Here is a 22,874-nt window from a genome sequence, read left to right as displayed (position 1 = left end):
CGGGCTTCGCCCCCGACTCAGTTCGGCGCGGCCTGTTCGAGCAGTCGCTGGATGTAGAGGGCACGGTGAACGTCGACCTCATGCGAGACGCCGGACCTGACGACCTCAGCGAACTCACGCCGAATCACGTTCGGCGCCTCTGGATCTCCGTCTTTGCCGACGAACTCGCACTCGAGTTCGCCTTGCTCCGTGTAGACCTTCACGCCTGCGACATCGGCGACGACGGGGCTGGTCAGCGACAATGCTGCCTGACTGATCACGCCATTCTCGTGGGTGGCGGTGAGGACGTACCAGCGCTGGGGGTCCCCTTCACCGCGTACCTCGACGATGGGGCCGACAGCGGCGTCGAGGGTGTCGAGGACGTGCGGCCCGAGATCGAGGAGGCCACCCTTTTCCACCCGCCAAGGCGTGGCGAACGTCCCGCCCGGAAGTGCCGCCTGGTTGACGTAGTAACCGACGGCCCCGATCGGCGTCTGAGCGCGGGCCCGTTCGAGGAAGCCCCTGATCCGTGGGCTGAAGCGGTTGGTGAACATCACCTGAGTCGCCACACCCGCTTCGTCGATCGCCTGCGTCAGCTTCTCCGCCTGAGCCAGATCCACACCGAGCGGCTTCTCGAGCAGCATCGGTTTGCCAGCCCGCGCCGCCTGTGCGGCGAGTTCGGCCTGGATGAAGGGGGGAACCGCGAACACCAACGCGTCGACCCGGTCGAGAAGGTCATCGAACGACGTTGCCACCGACGATCCGAACTCGTCCGCGATCTCCTGGGCGGCCTCGGTGCGACGCGCCCACACTGCTGTCAGCTCGGTCTCCGGCCCGCCGGTGATCATCGGCGCATGAAAGATCCGCGCCCACGGGCCGGCTCCAACCAGTCCGATTCTTACTACTGTCAATTCTCTCCTCATTCCGTGTGTGCGCATGTGAGATACCTGCGTCGGCGAATCCACTCGGCTCAGCGAACCGGTGTGGCGTTGTCGTTGGTCGGATCGGTGTCGGCGTCGTCTCCTTCGGCGCGGCCCAGTAGCGCGTATCGGTCCGGTCGGTTTCGTTTCATGTACTGAGCCACGGCACTGCCGGCAGCGAAGAATGCAATCGGAAAGATCAGCAGCCACAACTTCTCACCGGGTTCGCCACCCACCAAGAGGTCGAAACGAATGATCGCGAAGAACACCACCGCACCGAGGATGGTGAGAGCGATGAGCGGGGCCGTGGTCACGCGCCACACGGATTCACCCGCGGGTCGACCGGTCCGGGAGAAATAGCGAAACACCGCGAAGCTGACCACTGCCATCAGGGTCAACACGCCTGCCGTGCCCAGCCCGCTACCTGTGCCGATGATGATGGTTTCGTCCGGGATGGTCACTCCCGCAAGAATCAACAGGACGCCGACGATGGCCGCAGAGGCCGCAGAGGCCCGGTAGGGAGACTTATGAGTGGGGTGCACCCGCGCAAGCAAGGCCGGCAGAGCGTGATCGGCGCTGAGGTTCTGGACGTATCGGGCAACGATGTTGTGTGTCGACAGGGTGGAAGCCAGTCCAGACGTCGCGACCAGCACCAAGGTGATGTTCGCCAGGCTCGGGCTGACGTACGTGGCCATGGCGTTGTCGAACATGGTTGTGGGCTCTGAGTTCGCTACGTCCGTCGCAGTCGGTCCGTAGGCGATGATCATCGAATAAGCGGAAACAGCATAGAAGCCGCCGATCAGTACCACCGCCAAATAGGTGGCGCGGGGAACCGTCCTGGCCGGGTCACGAACTTCGTCGCGATACAGCGCGGTCGCCTCGAAACCGATGAAATTGCCAAAAGCGAAGAGCAATGCCAATCCGGTTCCGGCATTGAAGAACTTCGTCGGATCCAGCGGAGCCGCCGAGAGCCCGCTGTCCCCACCCTTTGCGATGACGAATACGTTGAAGACCGCGACGAGAATGACTTCCAGGACCATGACTGTGCCCAAGACTTTGGCGGACAACTCAATCTGGAAATGACCCAGAGTCGCGATGAGTATCCACCCCACGATCGTGCATGCCCACCACGGAATCGACGGCCCGCCCAGCGCCTCGATCGCAGCCGACATCATCGTTCCGGAGAAGGTGAAGATGCCGACTGTGATCAGCATGTACGACACTGTCGCGAGGTAGGCACCACCGACTCCAGGCGTCTTGCCGAGGCCGAGGCTGATGTAGGCGTAAAAGGCGCCTGGCCGGCGGATGTGCCGCGTCATGGTCGTGTATCCGACCGCGAAGATGGCCAAGCTGACGGTCGCGACGACCCAGGCCAGTGGCGCCGCTTCACCGACGAAACCGATCGCGAAGGCGATGTAGCCGGAAACGGTGACGATGGGCGCGGAGAACGCGAGCACGCTGAGGACCAGCGATGTCGCGCCGAGATTGCCCGACAGGCGCGTCTCTGACGCGGTCGGCCCGGCGGCAGACGCCCCGGGGAGATTGGAAGCTTCGGTCACGGTGAGATCCCTCGTAGATGAAGTGGGAGCGAGCCTCGCAGGATGGTTGGTGTTGTCCAGATCACTCTGCGATGCGTGAGACGCTACCTAACGTTCGTAAGCTTGGGAAGAGTTTTGGCGAGATCGGTCACACGCTGTTTACAAAACTCAGTGAATCACATCTCGACTCACGAACGGTAGTTAGGTAGGGTAGTGTGCGTCACACCAGCCGGCGACGCAGATGCGACCGGCGCCTCAACTTCCCCGCCTCCAGGAGCTCCAATGTCCTTCGACCCAGATTCGCCGGCCGGGACTCACTGCGCCGCACCGGTGGCGCCGCAGCGAATTGCCGGTCACGTGGCCATCATCGGGTGCGGCCCATCCGGGTGCTACACGGCGATGGCGCTCCTCCGCTCCGCGCCCGACGTTCACATCGCGATCTTCGACACCCGTCCGACCCCCTTCGGTTTGCTGCGCTACGGAGTTGCACCGGATCACCAGGGCATGAAGAACGTCAGCCGACAATTCGACCGGTTGTTCGCGTCGGACCGTGTCGACTTCGTCGGCAACACCACCATCGGCCGGGATCTCCCCCTTGACCTACTCGAGGACAACTTCGATGTAGTCGTCCTGGCAACGGGTCTCGCCGCGGATCGCCCGTTGGAGGTACCTGTCGATCCGGCTGCCCCCGTGTACGGCGCCGGCCAGCTCCTCCGGTTCCTCAACGGTGATCCCGACAGCACTTTGAGGTCAACCGAGCCTCGCCCACTCGGGGAGGAGGTGCTCATCGTCGGCACCGGAAACGTGGCCATGGACGTCGCTCGGTTGCTCTGCAAAGCAGAGGACGGTTTCCACAATTCGGACATCGACGATGACGCTCGCGAATCGCTCGAAACGGCGAACATCCGCCAGTTGACTCTGCTTTCCCGTGGGCCACGAGACCGGGTTCGCTGGGACGCATCCATGTTCGCCGAGCTCTGCGCACTTCCGGGCGTCACGGTCTATCTCGACGGTCAGCTCGAGGAACGTTCCGCCGACACCAACACGGGGGACGGTCGCGGCGTGCGCGTGGACGTGCGCTTCCGTGAGACTCCGATCAGTGTGGACACCGGGGGTCGTCACTGCGTCGTGCGCACCCGGTTCAACGGAAGTCTCGACGAAACAGAAACTGCGAGCGGCACTTTCGTACATCATGCCGACACCGTGATCACCGCGATGGGGTTCGTAGACGGCACAGCACTCGACGACTGGACAGGTCGCGGCCACATCGTTCGGGTGGGTGGCTGCGGAAGCGGCTCTTTGGGCAACCTGGCCGAGAATCGTTCTCTCGCAAAAGAGGCCGCCCGTCAAATCGTCGATCACCTGGGTCGAGACGCCGGCCACACCGGACTCGACGGTGTGCGACCACATCTACCGCCCACCTCGACGACATTCGACGACTGGACCCTCATCGACCGAGCCGAAGTCGGACGCGCCCGCCCCGGCCGCGTTCGCCGCAAGTTCACGACATGGACCGAAATGTCCGACGTAGTACGCGATTCCAAGAAGTAGGCCTTCCACCTCAAGGGAATGTCGGCAGCGACGACCCATCAACGAAAGGACACCCGCATGACCCTGATCCATGTCTGGTACGGCACCGAATCCGGAAACGCCGAGATGGTCGGCGACGAAATCGTCGCCATCCTCAAAGACGCCGACGTCGATACGCAACTGCGTGAACTGACCGACGTCGATGTCAGCGATGTCGCCGACGCGAAGGTCGCGGTGCTGATCACCTCCACCTACGGCGAGGGGGGCCTCCCGGCGACCACCGAACCGTTTTACGACGCCCTGGTTGCAGAGCGTCCCGACCTGAGCGGGCTGCGGTTCGCGGCGTTCGGGCTCGGGGACAGCAGTTACGAGAACTACAACAACGCCATCAAGACGATGGCGAACCTGCTCGTCGAACTCGGGGCCACCCAGATCGGCAACGTGGGGCGACACGACGCCACCACCGGCCTCGACCCCGTCGATGTCGCCACGCAATGGGCGCACAACGACGCACTTCCCATCCTCATCCCGGCCGCCGAACGTGCGCCCATGCCGGCCCCGACTGCCGGGAGTGACCTGTTTCCGTGGAATGACCGGGATTTCCAGCTCAACCCGCACCCGTGGTACGACCGTGCCCGTCAGCTGGGTCCGGTTCACCAAACCGACGACAACACCTTCGTCGTCCTGGGATACGACGAAGCGATGAAGTTCGTCAAGGCTCCCAACATGAGCATCCTCGAACCGAACAACGAGGGACAGACCGTGTTCGGTGCCGCTTTCAACAACACCGTGCTCACGATGGATCCGCCGAATCACACTCAGGCTCGTCGACTCTTCTCGCGGTGGTTCACCCCGAAGTTGATCCGTCGATGGGTCGAGGCGACGCGGGAATCGATGACGTCCATCCTCGCCGAGTACGAACCCGGCAGCGTCATCGACGCCCACTACGACCTCGGCGTCGTTCCCACTCACACGACGATGGCCCAAGTGCTCGGATTTCCCGACGGCGAGGTCGAACCGCTCTTCTGGGCATTGTGGAACGCCATGCTCATCCAGGCCACCGACCCGCCCGCCGGTACCCTCGAGAAGTCGACCGAGGCCCTCAACTACATGTTCACCACCACCGAGAAGCTGCTCCGCGAGAAAGAACTCAACCCCGGCAATGGACTGGCCGACGAACTCATCGCGGCGAGCAAGCGCGGGGAGATCACCGAACGTCAGGTGCTGGAGAACATGGTGCTCTTCTACATGTCCGGTGCACCCAACCCCGCCTACCTCGTCGGCGCGGGGTTCGAGATCTTCGCCGAGCGCCCAGACGTTCTTCTCGACTACCGGGACAAGCCCGAAACCCGCGAACGCATCGTCAACGAAATCGCCCGTCTCAATCCTGTGGAACTGCTCCTCACCCGCTTCCCCACCGAGGACGTCGAAATCGCCGGCACGATCATCCCCCAAGGCGCGACCATCAAGTTCCCCATCGGCGCCGTCAACAGGGACCCCGCCGTCTTCGACGCCCCGCACGAATTCGACTACACACGGCCCCTGGACCTCAGCCGAAACCTCACCTTCGGCCTCGGAACTCACAGCTGTGCAGGGCAACTCATCGCCCGGGCCGAGATCGAGGTCATCTTCACCATGACCGCAGAGCGCTTCACCGAGGTCGCCCTGGTCGAACCCCCCACCCGAGTCATGACCGACCGTCTCGTCGCATACGACAAGATGCCCATCTCCTTGAGCTGATCCCGTGCCTTTCGGTGGTGGGGTGTATGAACCACCCACCACCGAAAGACGCGGCTGCACCGTGACCGTCCGCATACCGCACCACTTCTTTCACGCCGGCACCACCTTGAAGGGATGGCCATGCCCCACTCCGATACCGACACCACCGCGCCCGCTTCATATCCCGGGACCACTGCTCCCGACTCATTCGAAGCGCTCGGCTCAGTACCCACCGGCTTGTACATCGCGGGACAGTGGCGTGACTCTTCCGATACCACCACCATCGCAGTGGAAAACCCAGCCACCGGTCGGACGCTGACCGACATCGCGTCGGCAACGCCCGCGGACGGCACGGCCGCCCTCGATGCGGCCGTCGTCGCGGCGGATGACTGGGCTCAGACGTCGCCGCGCTACCGAGGAGAACTGCTCCGCAGGGCTTTCGATCTCTTGACCGAACGAGCAGAGCACTTCGCCACCCTGATCACCCTCGAGATGGGCAAACCCCTGTCGCAGTCCCGCGGCGAAGTGGCGTACGGCGCGGAGTTCTTCCGCTGGTACTCGGAGGAATCCGTACGCATCGACGGCCGGTGGGCGACCTCGCCCGACGGAATGTCCCGACTGATGACCATGCGCCAACCGGTCGGACCCACGCTGATGATCACGCCCTGGAACTTCCCCCTCGCAATGGGAACCCGCAAGATCGGGCCGGCCATTGCGGCCGGTTGCACAATGGTGGTCAAACCTGCGTCACAGACCCCTCTGACGATGCTCGCACTCGCGGACTTGCTGGCCGAGGTCGGCGTTCCTGCCGGCGTCCTCAACGTCATTCCCACCAGGATGAGTGGCGCGGTCATGGCGCCCCTGATCACCGACCCGAGACTGCGAAAGCTGACATTCACCGGATCGACGCCCGTGGGCAAAGACCTCATCCGACAGTCCGCCGACCAAGTGCTGCGGGTCTCGATGGAGCTCGGCGGCAACGCACCCTTCCTGGTATTCGACGACGCAGACCTCGAGGCCGCGGTCGACGGCGCGGTGCTTGCGAAGATGCGCAACATGGGTGAGGCATGCACGGCCGCCAACCGCTTCCTCGTACATCGGTCGGTCGCAGACGACTTCGCAAACCTTCTGTCTCGACGGATGAGCGCGGAGCGACTGGGCGCCGGTATCGACGACGGAGTCACGGTCGGGCCGCTCATCGACGACAAGCAGCGCGGTAAGGTGGCCGAACTCGTCACCGACGCCGTGCAGTGGGGAGCCGATATCGCCACCGGCGGTGAGCGGGTCGACGGGCCCGGATATTTCTATGAACCAACCGTTCTCACCAACGTGCAACCGGGCAGTGCTGTGCTTCGGGAAGAAATCTTCGGACCGGTGGCGCCCATCTCGACCTTCACCGACGACGATGACGCAATCGCCCGCGCGAACGACACCGAGTACGGCCTCGCGGCCTACGCGTTCACCTCGAGCACGGCTCGCACCATCAGGGTCGCAGAATCGCTGCAATTCGGCATGATCGGGATCAACCAAGGAGTCATCTCCAACGCTGCGGCACCGTTCGGCGGTATGAAACACTCTGGTTTCGGGCGCGAGGGCGGACCAGAGGGCATTGCCGAGTACGTCGAGACCAAGTACGTCGGCATCAACCCCATCGCGGCCCCTACCGCCTGACGGCGCTGACTGACATGTCGACAACAGCGACCGCCGAGACCCCCGGGCACTCCGCATACCGGACACCGACTAGCATCACGATGGTGACCGACAAGGGGACACCGACGATCGACCCGGCGGCGTCGGCGTCTGGTGCCGCCGACTCGTTCCGGCATCGAGCGCTCGCGGAGTTTGCCCAACAGTTCGATGCTGCACCCCGTGATGGCATGTCGCCCGCCAAACGTCGGGTCGTCGAGGCTTTCCTCAAGCTCTGCGTGACCCACGGTCTGTCCTCGGTCAGTATGCGGACCGTTGCCAAGGAGCTCGATATCAAAGCTCCCAGCATCTACACCCACTTCCCCGGCGGTCGCGATGAGATCGTCACCGAGTCTCTGCGGTGGCACTATCACCAGTTCTGCGGCGCCCTGGTCGAAGCCGTCGTACATACTCCAGACGCCGCTTCATTCTGGGATGCAATGGTCCGGCTGCATTTCACCCGCCAGGTACGACTACCCGAGAGCAATTTCTGGGATCTGATCGTCGCCACCGACCGCACTGCGCACATTCTCCCAGCGGAGTTGAGCGAGAAGGTGGCGCACTGGGTGGACTTGTACGAATCCCTGTACGTTGCCGCGGCACTGGACATGGGCATCGACAACAGTGAGCGCCGCGTCAAGATCGTCAACACCCTCTTGGAGGGAGCCACCCGCTGGTTCGACACCGACGCCGGCGACGACGAGGTCAGCCGCGGCGCCGACCAAGCCGTGCTGATGTGTCGCAACATCCTGTCGCTTCCCATCGCTTGATCGTCGAGGCCGGGTAGAGATCTGAAACCACCTCTCGACTCGCACGCACTTTCATACCTCGAATCACCTAACTTATGTTCGTTAGTCCCCCCCACGCGGACCCGTCTACTCCAGGAGCACACTGTGATCACTGTCAAACGCGCCTTCGACCACGTCGGACTGGCCGTCCCCGATCTCGAGAAAGCCGTAGCGTTCTTCGTCGACGCACTCGGATTCGATGTGGTGATCGAGGCCGGCCCATACGACGACTTCGGCTACGTCTGGCCCGGGGAGGACGGCCCCGAGAGGGGAACCCTCCGGCAGGCGAATCTCGTGCTGGGCGATTCGTTCAACCTCGAACTGCTCGAATACACCAACCGTCAGATGCGACTTCCCGACGCGGCACCACGTCCTGCCGACCCCGGCGGTTGGCACCTCTGCCTGCACGTCGATGACATCGAGACTGCCGGCGCCGAGCTGACTGCCCGCGCCGACACCGAAGCGATCTCCGAGATCATTCGTGAGCAGGACGATATGGACGGTCTGAAGTGGGCGTATTTCCGTACCGATTGGGGTTTGGTGCTCGAACTGATTCAGTGGCAGCCCGGGATGCCGTACGAGCGGAAGACCCACCATCGAATGGCGCTGCCCCGATTCGCCTGACGCTGCGACGACCTCTGCAGGCAGCAACGAAACCACCACTAGGAACCGATGACCAACATGTACACGTCCCTGGCCACGACCGGTAAGTCATTGCAACACAAGCGCCTTGCCGTCTTCGGTGTCTTCGTTGCGTTCGGCCTGGTGCTCGGCACATGGGCCACCCACCTGCCGTCGGTGAAAGACTCCATCAACGCTTCGACATCGAGCATGGGCCTCATCCTGCTCATTCTCGGGGTGGGCGCCCTGGTGGGAATGCAGGCCAGTGGATATGCGGTCGACAGATGGGGAAGCGGCTGTGTCGCGCTGGCCGGGGCCGCCGCCATGGCGTTGGCGTTGCTACCTCCGCTCATGGTGACGACGTGGCCCATGGTTGCCGGCACCGCCTTGATACTCGGAATCGCAGTAGGAATCGGCGAAGTGGGTATGAACGCGGCCGCAGTCGAGGTCGAGCGGGATTATGAACGACCGATCATGGCCTCCTTCCACGGAATGTTCTCGATCGGAAACGTGCTCGGCGCACTGAGTGGCGCCGCAGCGTTCACCGTCGGGATCGGTACCACTGCAACAGCTTTGATCGTTTCCGCCGTCGCATTGGCGGTGGCAGCGATCTCCGCACCCACGCTAGTCCGTGGATTCGCCGCCATCCCGCAACCACCCGGCCCGCACGACACGGAGATCTCGGAGGAGTCGCCGGCGCCGCGCCATCGGACGCGCCTGATCGTGCTGGGAACGCTCGCCTTTCTCCTTCTGCTCACCGAGGGGTCGGCAATGGATTGGAGCAGCCTCCACGCCCAAGAGCACCTCGCCGGCTCACCGAGCTCTGCCGCACTGGCGTTGGCTTGCTTCGTTTCAGCGATGACGGTCGGCCGATTCACCGTCGACCGGGTAGCCGCCCGCACCGGCCCGGTCCGCGTCCTGCGTCTCGGATCGGCATTGGCAGTCGTCGGACTTCTGATCGTGGTGCTGTCACCGGTGCTGGCTGCCACGTGCGTCGGCTGGACGATCTTGGGTCTCGGATTGTCCGGGTGTGTTCCCCAGGTCTTCACTGCCACAGGAAACACCCCCGGGGCCTCCGGCAAGCAACTCTCCCGGGTGGTGGGTGCCGGTTACCTTGCAGTCCTTGCCGGACCCGCCGTTGTCGGCGGGCTCGCCGACATCGTCGGCCTGAACAACGCGTTCGTTCTTCCCATCGCTGCGATGGTGGTCTGTTTCTGCGCGGCCGGCGTCCTTGCGCCGCCACGCAACGCAGGTCGGGGCAATGAGCCTTCGATGCCCCGAATGCGATGATCACCCCACAGCTGACTGCTGGGCGGCAGGCGCTCGTACGCGGCATCGCCGGCCCGAGGCATCATTGCGTCTGCGAGTGCAGGATGAGAGCGTCGCCTTGTCCGCCGCCACCGCAGAGTGCTGCCGCTCCGGTTCCGCCGCTGCGGGCAAGTTGGATTGCGAGGTGCAGGGTGATGCGCGCGCCGGACATGGCGAGTGGATGTCCGATGGAGATCGCTCCGCCATGGATGTTGACGGTGGCGGGGTCGAGGTTCAGTTGACGGGTGGAGGCTATGCCGACGGAGGCAAAGGCCTCGTTGATCTCGATCAGGTCGAGGTCAGCGGGGGTGATGCCGTCCTTGCCGCAGGCCGCGAGAATGGCGTTGGCTGGTTGGAGCTGCAGGGTGGAGTCGGGTCCGGCGACGGTGCCGTAGGCGCCGATCTCGGCGAGCCAGGTGAGGCCGAGTTCGGTGGCTTTGCGTTTGCTCATGATGACCAGGGCTGCTGCCCCGTCGTTGAGGGGTGATGCGTTGCCGGCGGTGACGGTGCCGTCGGGCGAGAACGCGGGTGTCAAACGGGCCAGCGTCTCGGTAGTCGTGTCCGCACGGATGCCCTCGTCAGTGGTGACTTCGCTGAGATCGCCTGTGCGCGTGGCGATACGGACTGGCTGTACTTCATCGTCGAACGCACCGTTCTTCCATGCGGCGGCGGCCCGCTGGTGGGAGGTGGCGGCGAAATGGTCCTGGTCAGCGCGGGTGATGACGTCGGGGTCGGCCGCATTGTCGGTGAGCGTTCCCATGGCTTGTTCGGTGAAGACATCTCGGAGCCCGTCGTAGGCGAGATGATCGGTGAGGGCCGCGTTACCCAGTTTGAACCCGCTGCGCGATGTGGGCAGTAGGTGAGGCGCGTTGCTCATCGACTCTTGCCCGCCCGCGACGACGATGTCGCAATCGCCGGCGCGGATGAGGCGGTCGGCAACGGCGACCGCATGAATTCCGGAGAGGCAGACCTTGTTCACTGTGACCGAGGGGGTGCTCATCGGGACGCCGCCGGCAACCGCAGCTTGACGGGCGGGTAGCTGGCCCGCACCGGCGGTGAGTACCTGTCCCATGATGACCTGCTCGACGTGACGGCCGCTGATTCCGGCTCGCCGTAGTGCCGCCGCTATCGCGATCCCCCCGAGCTCGGCCGCTGTGAGCGAGCTGAGTGAGCCCATGAAACGACCGACGGGGGTACGGGCTCCGGCGACGATGACTGATCGGTCGGCGGGGTCAATAGCCATGAAAACTCTCACCTTCTAGTTGGGTTGGGTCCGGGAACGGCCGCTTTGATCGGCCGGTCGAAACAGAGGTGGCGGCACTCCGGCCGCGCTGCAGATGCCGAGATGGCCACGCGGGTCGCGTGTTCCAACCGACCGCGTAATATCGGTGATATGACTTCCGAGGTGCGCGAGTGTTCGGTCGCACGGACTCTGGATCTGATCGGCGCCAAGTGGACGTTGCTGGCCGTGCGCGAGATGCTTCTCGGGTCTCATCGTTTCGATGAGATCGCGCGCCGCACCGGAGCACCACGCGACATCCTCACGGCTCGGCTTCGGCGGCTGGAGACCCAGGGTCTGGTTCACCGCGTCCAGTACGAGAACCGGCCGCCGCGCTTCGAATACCATCTGACCGACCTCGGCGAAGCGCTCGCTCCCGTCATAGCCACGATGCGCGAGTTCGGCGATCGGCACCTGGCAGACGAGGCCGGACCGCCACTTCGGTTCGAGCACTCCTGCGGCTCGGCGTACCAGCCCGTCCTTGCCTGCAGCGCATGCGGTGAAGTCGTCGAGCGCGGCGAGGTGTCTATTGCGGACTCTCCGTCGATCGCTAAGTGACCGAGTCCCCCACGGCCTCAAGCGTTCCCGCCAGCTCGAGGTCGCTGCCACACCAGCAGCCGACTGGAGTTCGTCTGCCGGACCTCGTCGCGCTGATTGACAGTGCGGTGCTCGACGACTACCCACGCTTGCTCAGGCCGTGACCGCGACCGGGTGATTCTTGTGACCGCGCCCTCCACGCGCAGGACATCGCCGTCCGTCGCGGCACTGGGCCAGCTCAGCTCGCCGCCCCCACCGACGATCCCGGTCGCAATCGGCAGCCCGTTGATGAGCAGCCTCATCGTCACTGCCGCAGTGTGCCAACCACTGGCCACCAGACCGTCGAAGAAAGTACCTTCAGCGGACTCCGCGTCGACGTGAAAGGGCTGAGGGTCGAACTCGGTCGCGAACGCGATGATGGATTCTGCCGTCATCTCGTAGGTGTCGCTGGCGAAGCTCATACCCTCATGTAGATCATCGAGCCACAGCCCATCGGGTCGGGTGGGATGAGGTGTCACCATGGATCTCTCCTCTCCTTCAGGCCACCGGGACGTCAGGTCCGTCGATCTTCTTCTTCACACCACCTTGCAAGCCGTTGAGCGAGCTCGCATTGCCTGCGTGGGGGACGCCGGGGTCGATCGAACTGACCTCATTCAGCCGCGCGATGTGGTCAGCCGTGAGCTCGACGTCGAGCGCCGCGAGGTAGTCCTCGAGCTGAGCGAGATCGCGCGGACCCACGATCGGTACCGATGATGTCGCCAGCGCCTTCGAACGCTCGTTGACCCACGCGGTGGCGATCTGTGCAGGTGGACTGCCGACCTCGTCCGCAATCGCCAGCACAGTGTCGACCACAGCGGTCTTCTGCGCGGTCGACTCGGTGTGGATCAGGGTTTTCAGATCAGTCAGGCGTCCTTGATCGCCGTGCCGGTACTTCCCGGTGAGCAACCCCCCTCCCAGTGGGGACCAGAGGTTGACACCCAAGCCGAGGGCTTCGGCCATCGGTAGCAACTCGCGTTCTGCGGAACGCTCCACCAGGCTGTACTCGATCTGCACCCCGGCCAGAGGTGCCCACCCGGCCGCATCGGCCAGAGCGACCGCTCGCGAAACGCGCCAGGCGGGAAAGTTCGACAATGCAGCGTGCAGGATCTTTCCTTGAGTCACAAGGTCGTCGAGACCACGCAACAACTCCTCCATCGGCGTCAGTGCGTCGGGATAGTGGACCCATAGAACGTCGATGTAGTCGGTGTTCAGGCGCTTCAGACTCCCTTCGACGGACACACGCAAATTCTTGCGACCGTTTCCGGTGCCCGACAACGACTTGCGGGGACCAGGCCCGACGGCGAACTTCGTGGCGAGTACCAAGTCGTCACGATCGGCCTGGATGAACTCGCCCACCAATTGCTCGGCCTGACCGAACTGGTAGACGTCGGCCGTGTCGATGAAATTCCCACCCGCCTCGACGAACCGGTCGAAGATCGCCTTCGCCTCGGCGCGAGAGGCGCCAGCCCCCCAGCCGGTTCCGAAGTTGCCGGTACCGAGGGCGTACTGCGAAACCCGCAGCCCTGTCCGACGACCGAATGTCGTGTAACGCATGATGATCTCCAAACTCGACGACAGCGTTTGAAAACACAACCTACCGCACTTCTGCCACCCGCGGTGCCGTGGGGCGCCACTCATCGAGCGTTGATCAAACACTCGGTCCACAGCCGTGCGACAGAGCTCCATACGCGCCGGAACTCCTCGCGGGCCACGGCCGTCGCGATCCGGCACCCGCCTCGGGAGCTCATAGCAGGCCGCGGATGCGTGCGTTCGTGATGACCTGGGCTCTGTTGCGGGCGTTCAGCTTATGCATGACATTGTGGAGGTACGTCTTCACGGTGTTGGGCGAGATCTCGAGCAATCGGGCGATCTCGACGTTGGTATGCCCGCTCGCGACCTGGCGGAGCACGTCGTATTCTCGCGGCGTCAAAGCAGCTGTTGCCGACCGGCTCGCAGTGGCGCTGCGGTACGAACCGGTAAGGACGACTCGACGGACCGCGTCCCGAACGGCAGTTCCAGATGCGTCCTTGATCAGTAGTCCATGAGCGCCGGCGGCTAACGATGGAGCCACCGCAGCATGGTCGGGAAAGGCCGTGAACAGCAGGATCTTGCTGGTTGCACAGGCGTCTCGGAGCAGCGGAATGGTGTCGGCCGCGAGCGCGTCGGGAAGTCTGAGATCGAGCAGAATGACATCCGGCCGGGTGCGAGCCGTCTGCACACAGGCATCCGCCGACGTTGCGGCGTAACCGACCACCGTGATGTCCCCTTGCCGGCGAAGTTGTGTGGTCACGCCGTCACGCACTACCGGATGATCGTCGACCACCAGGACCGAAATCGGAGAGTCGATCAGCACGGAACCTCGATTCGTAGAGTTGTTCCGTCCCCGGGTTCGGAGGACAAGCCCACCCAGCCACCGATTCGGGCTACCGCCTCACGCATCTTCGACAGACCCAGACCCTCGCTCGCGCTGTTCGTCAGCCCGACGCCGTCGTCCGTGACTGCCGCAATGATTCCGCCGCCACTTCGTTCGGCGAGCGTCACTGCCACGACGGTGGCTCCCGCGTGCTTCTCTACGTTGAGCAAACCTTCGCGAACTGCGGCTACGACTATCGCGGTCCTCGACGGCGGCAACACCGGCGGACCATCGTCCAGGAGAACGAGACTCGCAGGCAGACCGGTGCGCTCGGTGAAAGCCGTGCAATCGGACTGCACCGTGACACATAAGGCCACCGCGGTTGGCGAGCCGTTCAGCGCCCGTAACGAACTCCGGAGCGCCTGGGATGCAGCACTGGTCTGCTCCTGCAGCCTGGCCAACGCATCGGCAGCCTCAGCCTGCCCATCGAGCAGTTCCTCGAGTCGCGCAGCGCTCGACCCGATGGCGAACAGCAGCGCGCCGACACTGTCGTGAAGTTCCGCCGCAACCCGTCGGCGCTCCTCCAGCACAGCCACCTCGCGTGCCAGCCGTGCACGATCAGCGAGGGCGATACGGTGCGAGAGATCCGAAGCGATGTCGGTGGCACGCCCGACGGCACGATCTCCGAAAGCGCCGGCAGCGCGTTCGCCCAGCGCCAGGACTCCACGGAGTCGTCTACCTGTGATAACCGGGACCGCGAGCAGTCGGCGGATGCCCTCCGCTGCGATCTGCGTGTCGAACACATGGCTGATCTCGTCAGCCGCGAAATAGTCGTCGACCCAGGCCGGGCGTTCGATCCGCTGCACCAGTCCGGTCAACCCCACGCCAAACGGCACATGCAGGTTCGACAATCCGGGGGTGGTATCCCCGTGAACGTGGGTCAACTGCAGATCCGACGCACCGTCATCGTCTCCTGCTGGAGCTTCGGCCCACCAGGAGACAGCGTCGGTCGCGCTGAGTGCTGCCAAGCCGGCTCGAATCACCCCGCTCCGGTCGAGCGGGTCTACGAGGCCGTCAGGGGGATTCCCACGTCTTTCGTCGGAGACCATCACTCTATGGTGACCGACGGACCGGGGCCCCGAGGTTTCGTCGCACGAGCTTGCCGGTCGACGTCGTCGGGAGCGAGTCCACGAAGCGCACGATCCGTGGTCTCTTGTACGCTGCCAGCTGGTCCTCGGTGAACGCGATCAGTTCTTGTTCGGAAACCAGCTCGCCCTCTCTCCGCACGACATAAGCGCAGGCCAGTTCACCCTTCACCGGGTCCGGGACCGGCCCAACCGCCACCATCGCGACACCGGGGTGAGCGGAGAGAACGCGTTCCAGCTCAGCCGGATACACGTTGTAACCCGCCGTGATGATCACGTCCTTCCTCCGATCGACGATGACGACGTGCCCGGACGGTTCCATGACCGCGACATCTCCGGTGTGTAACCAGCCATCAGAAGTGAAGGCCTCGGCGGTGGCCTCGGCGTCGTTGTGGTAGCCGAGCATCGTCACCGGACCGCGTACCATCAGCTCGCCGGGCTCTCCTCGTTCGACCTCGCGGCTGGGCTCGTCGAGATCGACCACACGGAGGTCCACGCCAGGCAGAGACACTCCCACGGAGCCGGCGACCTTCGGCGCGTGCAAGCAATGGGTCGCTCCCAGTCCGGAGAGCTCGGTCATCCCCCACAGCTCGATCAGCGGAGCTCCCGACAGGTCTTCCCAACGGGCAATCGTCGACGGTGCGATCGTCTGACCGCCAACCGTGCATGCTCGCAGACTGCTCAAGTCGACCTCGCCAACGGTCGGGTGTTGCAGCATCAGTGTGTACATCGTCGGCACACCTTCGAAGAGCGTTGCGTGGTGACGTTCGATCAGCTCCAGGGCGTTCGCTGGGTCGAATCGGTCCATGAGTACGACGGTGCCGCCGGCCAGGAATGTCGAATTGACAGCCACGTTGCCATAGACGTGTGGTGCCGGCAGCCCTGTCACGACGACGTCGCTGGACGTTCGTCCGTGCATAGCGGCGGTGTGCGCACAGTTCAGCAAGACCGCCTCATGGGACTGCACTGCCCCTTTCTGACGCCCCGTCGTCCCCGACGTGTACCCGATCGTGCAGGCGTCGGACCCCCGAACCGGACTTGCTGGAGGGTTGATGTCGTTGCCGATCAACGTCTCGAAGTCCACCGCGCCGGGCGCGGCTCCGAACGACACCACGAGTACCGGCGCTGGTAGTTCACGGCACACTGCCACCACATCACCGGCCTGCTCATCGCCCGTCACGATTGCCTTCGCCTCGCAATCGCGCATCACGTATGACAACTCATCCAGCGTGAGCATCGCATTCACGGGATTCACCACTGCGCCAGCTTTCAGTATGCCGTGGTAGGAAACGATCCACTCCCACCGGTTCTGCGAGTAGACCGTCACCGGATCTCCCTCGGACACCCCGTGCTCGATCAACCCACCGGCGACTCGGTCGCTCAGCACGTCCAGGTCGACATAAGAGAGCGTCCTCGTCGAGGTGACCAGGGCCGCCTTACGGCCGAACATCGCTGCTGCGCGCGGCAGGATGTCACCGGGTCCATTCATCGACGTCGCTGCTGCGCGGTCGGAGCCAGTCTGCGGTTCTGAGTGCTTCACGTCAGTCAACTTCGGCGGCCGGGGTGTCCGAGCGCTTTCCGGAGGGGATGACGGGCAGGGTCACCCTCGACGGTCGATCGCGATCGTGGGCAACTTGTTGCCTAGCGGTCGTCGATCGAGCGTCATCGTCGTCACTGCCCACCACGTTCAGATTGCGGTCCCAGCGCGGGAAGTTGCTGGAGGTCACGTGAACTCGAATACGATGACCGGCAGCGAATTGATAACTGGTCGACCAGAGGTCGACGACTTGTTCGGTGAATTCACTCGACGCATCTCCTATCCTCACAATCCCGTCGACGATGTTGTGCGATGTACCGTCCGGCGCAACGTCGCAGACCCGGACAACCCAGTCGGTCGTTGCCGCGTCCGTCGCCACGTGGAGGTGGGCACGGATCCTCCCGGTGACCTCCAGGTCCTCGACAAGCGGTTGGCTGGTGAAGACCAGGACGTCTGACCGTGCCTCCACAGCAGCCTGAGACAAAGGTCCGGCGGGATACTCATCAGACATGAGCAGGGCTCCACCGACTGTCGGGACCGGATCGGAGGGGTCGTAGACATACTCATCGACCGACCGCTCCACGCTCGGTGCAACGAAAGAGAGGCCGGAATCCTCGCGCAGGTACAACTCCGTGTCCACTGCCCTGGCCAGCGGCCATTCCGACTCCTCACGCCAGACATTGGCGCCCATGACGAACAGCAGCACCGGCGGCAAACCTGGTCGCGCCACCTCCTCCGCGCCTGCAACATCCGCCAGATGCTGCTTCAGCCAAGAGTTTTCGATGTCGCTTCGACGGCCGCGAAAACCCGTGAGATCTGCGCTGGCGGCCAGACCGAAGTTCACCTCGCCGATCTTCCCGCCGAAGTTCGTGTGGGTCCAGGGGCCCATGACAAGCGACGCCTGCCGGCCCGCATCAACCATCGCAACGAAGTTGTCGAGGGTTCCTTGGCAGAAGATGTCGTACCAACCCCCAGTATGAAGCGTGGGGATCTCCACGTCGCGGTGACGGCCCACGACTTCGCAGGAGGCGACCCACCGAGGTTCGCGCAAGGAACGCTCGTATCCGAGTTCGGGAATGTCGTGACGAACGAAGGCGGGGTGGCGCTGCACTGGCAGCTCCCAGTATGTGCGCCCAGAGGCATCATCCAGATCGGCGACCAGCTCGCCGAGCGCTTGCACCAACTTTGCCGGATTCTCACGATGTCGCCGAGTGAGGGTGTCGATTCCCTGTGCGAGCGACCAGGGTAGCGATATCCCCAGTTCCATTGCGCCCCCGCGAGAGAACAACCCATCACGCGGATCCGACCAGGTGATCATCGGAGCTATCGCCTTGAGCTCGGGCGGACGCGCCGCCGCGGCCATCCACTGCGTGTTACCGAAGTAGCTCGCGCCGAACATCCCGACCGCGCCGCTGGACGCGGGCAACGCGGCCGCCCAGCGAACCGAATCGTAACCATCGCTCATCTCGTGCGTCCACGGCTCCCATTCGCCGTCGGAGGCGTACCGGCCCCGGACATCTTGCACGACCACTATGAAACCCGCCTGTACTTTGCTCAGCGGATCGATGAGCGCGAGCAGACCGGGCATCCGCTTGTCGTACGGGAGTCTGGTCAACAGCACCGGCCATGGACCTCCCGAAGCCGGTCGGTACACGTCGGCACGAAGTACGACGCCATCCCGCATCGATGCCGGGACATCGAGATCGACTACTACCTGATCCATCACTTCGTGCCCTTTCTCCGTTGACTCGCAAGCGAAGGCTGACACGGATACGAGATCTGCACCACACCCGAATGGGTGAGCGTCGCCGACCGCGGCTCGGTGCCGGCCGCCCCGAGACCCCGGACAGAGGTCTGTCTCCGTCACGTCACGGGTTCGAAGCTCTGCGGTACCGCGGCTGTGCCGGTGCGTCTCGGATTCAGTCGATCGCCTGGTAGGTGGCGGCCCACGGACGGGCCTTCTCGATCGATCGTCCAACCCTCAGGAGTGTGGTTTCGGCACGATGCCGCCCGGCGATCTGGAACCCGACGGGCTTTCCCTCGGACGTCATCCCGGCTGGGACGGTGAGTGCGGGCGCACCGAGCATGTTGAACGGATACGTGAGGAGCCAGTCGAGAATCTGCTCTCGAACGGTGCGCCCTGCCAGCCAGTCCGGAGCGAACTGATCGAGCGGGAAGGCCGGACTGGTCAACGTGGGCGAAACGAGCACGTCGAAACGTTCCAGGAACCGAGTCCAGTTGTCCCACATGAGACCTCGCTCCGCCTCGGCCCTTCCGACGTCCACCGCGGTGGTCCGTTCTGCTTCCGCCATGATCTCGATCAGATTGTCGTCGACCTCCCCGCGCATGGTGCGCCAGTCGAGCAGGTCATACGCTGTGGAGAAACCCGGTACCCATGTCGAGTGCCACATCGCTTGCGACGGAGGGCGCCAGTCCGGAGTGGACTCGACTACGTCTGCGCCCGCGTCGGAGAGTGCCGCGAGTACCTCCTCGCACCGGCGGAGGACCTCCGGGTCGACGTGCTGCCCGGTTCCGAGATCGCGTGACCACGCGACCTTCAGTCCCCGAACGTCGTGGTCGGTCGGCTGCAGAAAGGGCCCCGGCGCCGGCGGCAGCGACAGGGGGTCGGACGCATCCGGCCCGGCGAGAACATCGAGCATGAGGGCGTTGTCGTCGATCGTTCGGGTGATGGGACCGTGAAACAACCACGTGTTGTACCGTCCCGCGAAGAGGGTTTGCGGAATGACACCGGTGGTGGGCTTGAGCCCGACGGTCCCGCAGAGCGACGACGGTATGCGCACTGATCCTGCGCCGTCGCTGCCCTCGGCCAGCGGCGCCATACCTGCGGCCACCGACGCTGACGCGCCGCCGCTCGACCCGCCTGCGGTGTGCCCGTGCGCGAACGGATTGTGCGTCGGCCCGAAGAGGTTGTTGTCGCAGCCGCCGTAGTAACCCATCTCCGGAGTGTTGGTCTTCCCGAGGAACAACCCGCCCGAGTTCCGCATCCGCGTCACAACCGCAGCGTCATGTCGACCCGTCCGATCGGCGAAGGGCTTGAATCCCATCGTGAACGGCAGCCCTTTCATCTCCGTCAGATCCTTGATCGTGTACGGCACCCCATGCAGGAGACCTCGGAAGTTGCGCGCACGGGCCTCGTCGTCCAGTTCTCTGGCGTCGGCGAGAACCTGCTCGCGGTCGAGGTGGACGAGGGCGTTCAGGCTCGGGTTAGCGGCATCCACGCGCGCCAGTGCAGCCTTAGCGATATCGACAACGCTCAGGTCTCCCCGTCGCACCCCCGCCGCGATGTCGGTTGCTGACATGTTGCGGTAGTTGTCTACTGTAGTCATTTCTCACGCCTGCCCTTCGCCGTCTGCATTCCAGATGTCTGTCTCGTAACGCCAACCGTCCGGAGTGAGAGTCCAGAAGACGACGTACTTCAGCCGGCTCGTCGAGGTCGAACCGTCAGCTTTGCGCACGGTCAGGTCGCCGCGGCCGATCTCTCGTGCGATCTCCCCGACAACGTCGATCGCCGTGGTCTCGAGAGCGAGACCGATGGCACCGGAATCGATCACCGCCTGCCAGAACCGGGTGATCGCTTCGCGTCCGCGTACGGCTGGGCTGTCCGGAGGGAGTAGATGTGCGTCATGCACGTAGGCGGCCGCGACCCCAGCGGCGTCACCTCGCGCGAAGGCTTCGCCCAGTGCGTGATTCACATCGGCGATGAGTCCAGGATGGTCAGGCATAGCCACCTCTCGTTCGTGCTGTTCAGACTGGTGCAACCGTACGAGGAGGACCATTCGCGGCGACATACGTCATGATGCGTATCTTTCGTTCTGGCGCTACGGAGAGGACCGACTCCGGCGTACTCTCGCAACGGAGGACAGGAGCCGCCGATGGATTTCGACACCACATTGTGCGAGGTGTCCAGGGTCGCTGCGGAAAGCGTTCCCGGGCGCGCCGAGGACGACCTCCGTCAGATCCTCGAGATGCTCGTCGAGTGGTTCCCCTTCGTCGGGTGCAGCGTCGCTTCCTATGACTCGGTCGAACGCCGACATTCCACGGTGGTCAGTTCTGGCTACCCGCCGAACGTTCTCGAGCACCTCGACGGATGGTTCGTCATGCACGACGAGGCGTTCTCCTTCATGGCCACGGTCGATCCGACGCCGCGCCGTTGGCGCGACTTTCCGTTCGACTATCGCGGGTCATATTCAATCCAGGAAGTGTTCGGACCGACGGGTTACAAAGACGGAACGACGATGCGCCTGCATACTCGCGACGGGCGGTACACAGGATGCGTCCACGTCAACACCGACAGCTCGACCGCCTTCACCGCGGTCGACGTAGCACGCCTCCACCGGTTCCAGGGCGTTCTCGGCGCCGTGGTGGATCGCCAGCGCACCATCAACGCATTGGCGGCGTCGATGACACCTGTCCACGGCGGTACAGCGCTCGTGCGACCCGACGGATCGGTTACCGAACTGCCCGGAGCTGTCCCCGGCGACGCGCTGTCGCGGAACCCCGGTCTTGCCGCTGCGATACTCCGGAGTGACCTCAGCCAACTGGACCACGGACATGGCAGATGGCGTGACGAGAGCGGTCAGTGGCACACAGTGGTCGTCCGGAAAGTCCGCGAGGGACTTCTCGTTCGCGAGTGGGTCGAGCCCCTTCCGCACGCTCTCACCTCGGCCGAACTGTACGTCCTGGACGGTCTCACTCGCGGTTTGAGCAACAGTGAGATCGCGCGGTCGATAGGCTGCTCGAACCGCACCATCGCGAAGCACCTCGAGCACATCTTCCCCAAGATCGGATGTCGATCGAGAACCCATGCCGCGGTCCTCGCGGTGTCCGAGGGGATGAGAATCGTGCGCTAGCTGTCGCCAGCCTGACACCGCGAGCAGCACGTACCGAAGTCGCACGAACCCGCGACTAGCCGCTACTGGCGAGTCCTACCGCCGGCTGGGTTCGCGTCAATACGGCGACCGTCACCGCGCCGACTTCTGCATGTGGCGTGTCGGTGTCGCCGCATCCCGGCACAAACCGCGACCCGAGCAACCGTCTGCTCACCACCGCGTGAAAGGCTTCTGCTCGACGAAATCGTTTCTCGCACACGTTACTTACCGCTCGATCGACCACGCTTCGGTACAAAAGGTGGAGCACACCGACGCTCACCCGCCATCGCCAGCGGACACAGACAGTGTGCATCGCTGATCTCTGTGAGTCAGTAAACGTTCCGGGCCTGTCCCCACGCCGCGGCCAGCCAGATCGAGCGGACTTGGCGCAGCATCCGCTCGGTCTGTTCTGAGGTGTTGCCGTCTATGCGGTCTCTGTAGAAGACATGCAATGTCATCTCCAGCAGAGTGGCGACCAGCGCCGAGACGTCATCGGAAGCCGGCCGGGCGAGTCCGTCTTGTTGGTCTCTAAGGACTTGCTCGGTGAGAACGTTCGCGAGCCGCTCACTCCAATCGCGCCACATCTCGGCCAGCTGGGCGTCGAGTGGAATCGCTTGGACCGAGGCGACGAGAACAGCCTCGTGCGTTCGCCAGATCTCGACGGCGGTGCCGGCGGTCCGATCGAGGAATTCGTTCGGAGCCTCGTTGGCGAATCGCACAAACGACTCGGCACGGACCATCAGTTCTGCCCAGACATCAGACACCAGAACGGTCAGTGCGGTGTACTTCGATTCGAAGTAGAAATAGAAATTAGAGCGTCCGACCCTGGCCTGTGCGGTGATCTCACCGACGGTCAGCTCACCGATCGGCCGAGTCGCCAGCAGAGCTTGGATGCTCTCGAGGATGGCTCGTCGCTGACGCTCGCCCTTGCTCATCGACCGACGGTCGCCCAGCAGTCCGGCCTCTTTCTGCGTTGACGGCGTAGTCGACATGGTGTCGAGTCTAC

20 protein-coding genes are annotated in these 22,874 nt (G+C 64.0%); 8 read left to right on the top strand and 12 right to left on the bottom strand.

The annotated features are described in order from the left end of the window. Nucleotides 1–17: 17 nt before the first annotated feature. Both BCM27_RS04640 and BCM27_RS04635 read right to left on the bottom strand, forming a co-directional pair. On the bottom strand, nt 18–917 hold the full coding sequence (locus BCM27_RS04640; RefSeq protein WP_051987159.1) for a Gfo/Idh/MocA family protein: 900 nt from the start codon (nt 915–917) through the stop codon (nt 18–20). Between the two features lie 32 nt (nt 918–949). Beyond that, entirely contained in the window at nt 950–2,458 is a 1,509-nt protein-coding gene (locus BCM27_RS04635; protein WP_004023243.1) for an APC family permease, read from the bottom strand. 261 nt (nt 2,459–2,719) lie between these two features. Here BCM27_RS04635 and BCM27_RS04630 point away from each other — a divergent pair, with 261 nt between their 5' ends. The 6 genes from BCM27_RS04630 (at nt 2,720) to BCM27_RS04605 (ending at nt 10,071) form a co-directional block, all read left to right on the top strand. Continuing rightward, nucleotides 2,720–3,988, top strand: coding sequence for an FAD-dependent oxidoreductase (locus BCM27_RS04630; protein ID WP_004023244.1), 1,269 nt, complete (start codon nt 2,720–2,722; stop codon nt 3,986–3,988). 57 nt (nt 3,989–4,045) lie between these two features. Then, nucleotides 4,046–5,707: a cytochrome P450 gene (locus tag BCM27_RS04625; protein ID WP_004023245.1), complete on the top strand. Its 1,662-nt coding sequence runs from the start codon at nt 4,046–4,048 to the stop codon at nt 5,705–5,707. A 120-nt stretch (nt 5,708–5,827) separates the two neighbouring features. Then, the gene (locus BCM27_RS04620) at nt 5,828–7,357 is read left to right on the top strand and encodes an NAD-dependent succinate-semialdehyde dehydrogenase (protein ID WP_004023246.1); all 1,530 of its coding nucleotides are present in this window, start codon (nt 5,828–5,830) and stop codon (nt 7,355–7,357) included. A gap of 80 nt (nt 7,358–7,437) precedes the next feature. Continuing rightward, nucleotides 7,438–8,142, top strand: coding sequence for a TetR/AcrR family transcriptional regulator (locus tag BCM27_RS04615; RefSeq protein WP_204161407.1), 705 nt, complete (start codon nt 7,438–7,440; stop codon nt 8,140–8,142). Between the two features lie 123 nt (nt 8,143–8,265). After that, the gene (locus BCM27_RS04610) at nt 8,266–8,784 is read left to right on the top strand and encodes a VOC family protein (protein WP_004023248.1); all 519 of its coding nucleotides are present in this window, start codon (nt 8,266–8,268) and stop codon (nt 8,782–8,784) included. Nucleotides 8,785–8,832: 48 nt separating this feature from the next. After that, nucleotides 8,833–10,071 (top strand): MFS transporter, encoded by a 1,239-nt coding sequence (locus BCM27_RS04605; RefSeq protein WP_004023249.1) that lies wholly within the window; start codon nt 8,833–8,835, stop codon nt 10,069–10,071. Between the two features lie 61 nt (nt 10,072–10,132). Here the strand turns inward: BCM27_RS04605 and BCM27_RS04600 are convergent, their stop codons facing one another. Beyond that, nucleotides 10,133–11,332 carry an acetyl-CoA C-acetyltransferase gene (locus tag BCM27_RS04600; RefSeq protein ID WP_004023250.1) on the bottom strand — a complete coding sequence of 400 codons (1,200 nt, stop codon included), beginning with the start codon at nt 11,330–11,332 and terminating at the stop codon, nt 10,133–10,135. 102 nt (nt 11,333–11,434) lie between these two features. Here BCM27_RS04600 and BCM27_RS04595 point away from each other — a divergent pair, with 102 nt between their 5' ends. Further along, complete coding sequence (locus BCM27_RS04595) at nt 11,435–11,926, top strand: winged helix-turn-helix transcriptional regulator (RefSeq protein ID WP_204161406.1); 492 nt, start codon at nt 11,435–11,437, stop codon at nt 11,924–11,926. 17 nt (nt 11,927–11,943) lie between these two features. Here the strand turns inward: BCM27_RS04595 and BCM27_RS04590 are convergent, their stop codons facing one another. The 8 genes from BCM27_RS04590 to BCM27_RS04555 form a co-directional block, all read right to left on the bottom strand. Next, nucleotides 11,944–12,366 (bottom strand): MaoC/PaaZ C-terminal domain-containing protein, encoded by a 423-nt coding sequence (locus tag BCM27_RS04590; RefSeq protein WP_239450658.1) that lies wholly within the window; start codon nt 12,364–12,366, stop codon nt 11,944–11,946. A 76-nt stretch (nt 12,367–12,442) separates the two neighbouring features. Further along, the gene (locus tag BCM27_RS04585; RefSeq protein ID WP_033204432.1) at nt 12,443–13,498 is read right to left on the bottom strand and encodes an aldo/keto reductase; all 1,056 of its coding nucleotides are present in this window, start codon (nt 13,496–13,498) and stop codon (nt 12,443–12,445) included. A 190-nt stretch (nt 13,499–13,688) separates the two neighbouring features. Then, nucleotides 13,689–14,297: a response regulator transcription factor gene (locus tag BCM27_RS04580; RefSeq protein WP_004023254.1), complete on the bottom strand. Its 609-nt coding sequence runs from the start codon at nt 14,295–14,297 to the stop codon at nt 13,689–13,691. After that, nucleotides 14,291–15,406 carry a GAF domain-containing sensor histidine kinase gene (locus BCM27_RS04575; RefSeq protein ID WP_004023255.1) on the bottom strand — a complete coding sequence of 372 codons (1,116 nt, stop codon included), beginning with the start codon at nt 15,404–15,406 and terminating at the stop codon, nt 14,291–14,293. The genes BCM27_RS04580 and BCM27_RS04575 overlap by 7 nt, the downstream gene beginning before the upstream one ends. A 4-nt stretch (nt 15,407–15,410) precedes the next feature. Continuing rightward, nucleotides 15,411–16,931: a class I adenylate-forming enzyme family protein gene (locus BCM27_RS04570; protein ID WP_004023256.1), complete on the bottom strand. Its 1,521-nt coding sequence runs from the start codon at nt 16,929–16,931 to the stop codon at nt 15,411–15,413. A 52-nt stretch (nt 16,932–16,983) separates the two neighbouring features. Continuing rightward, nucleotides 16,984–18,663 carry a CocE/NonD family hydrolase gene (locus tag BCM27_RS04565; RefSeq protein ID WP_239450689.1) on the bottom strand — a complete coding sequence of 560 codons (1,680 nt, stop codon included), beginning with the start codon at nt 18,661–18,663 and terminating at the stop codon, nt 16,984–16,986. A gap of 235 nt (nt 18,664–18,898) precedes the next feature. After that, nucleotides 18,899–20,326 (bottom strand): amidase, encoded by a 1,428-nt coding sequence (locus BCM27_RS04560; RefSeq protein WP_004023258.1) that lies wholly within the window; start codon nt 20,324–20,326, stop codon nt 18,899–18,901. 3 nt (nt 20,327–20,329) lie between these two features. Next, on the bottom strand, nt 20,330–20,722 hold the full coding sequence (locus BCM27_RS04555; protein WP_004023259.1) for a YybH family protein: 393 nt from the start codon (nt 20,720–20,722) through the stop codon (nt 20,330–20,332). Nucleotides 20,723–20,872: 150 nt separating this feature from the next. Between BCM27_RS04555 and BCM27_RS04550 the strand changes: the two genes are divergently transcribed. Next, nucleotides 20,873–21,850, top strand: coding sequence for a helix-turn-helix transcriptional regulator (locus BCM27_RS04550; RefSeq protein WP_004023260.1), 978 nt, complete (start codon nt 20,873–20,875; stop codon nt 21,848–21,850). Between the two features lie 347 nt (nt 21,851–22,197). Here BCM27_RS04550 and BCM27_RS04545 read toward each other — a convergent pair whose 3' ends face one another. Beyond that, nucleotides 22,198–22,860 (bottom strand): TetR/AcrR family transcriptional regulator, encoded by a 663-nt coding sequence (locus BCM27_RS04545; RefSeq protein ID WP_033204374.1) that lies wholly within the window; start codon nt 22,858–22,860, stop codon nt 22,198–22,200. Between the last annotated feature and the right edge of the window lie 14 nt (nt 22,861–22,874).

This window comes from Gordonia terrae (assembly GCF_001698225.1).
Lineage (GTDB): Bacteria > Actinomycetota > Actinomycetes > Mycobacteriales > Mycobacteriaceae > Gordonia > Gordonia terrae.
The sequence above is the reverse complement of the archived record's forward strand: the minus strand, read 5'-3'. Positions and strand labels throughout refer to the sequence as shown.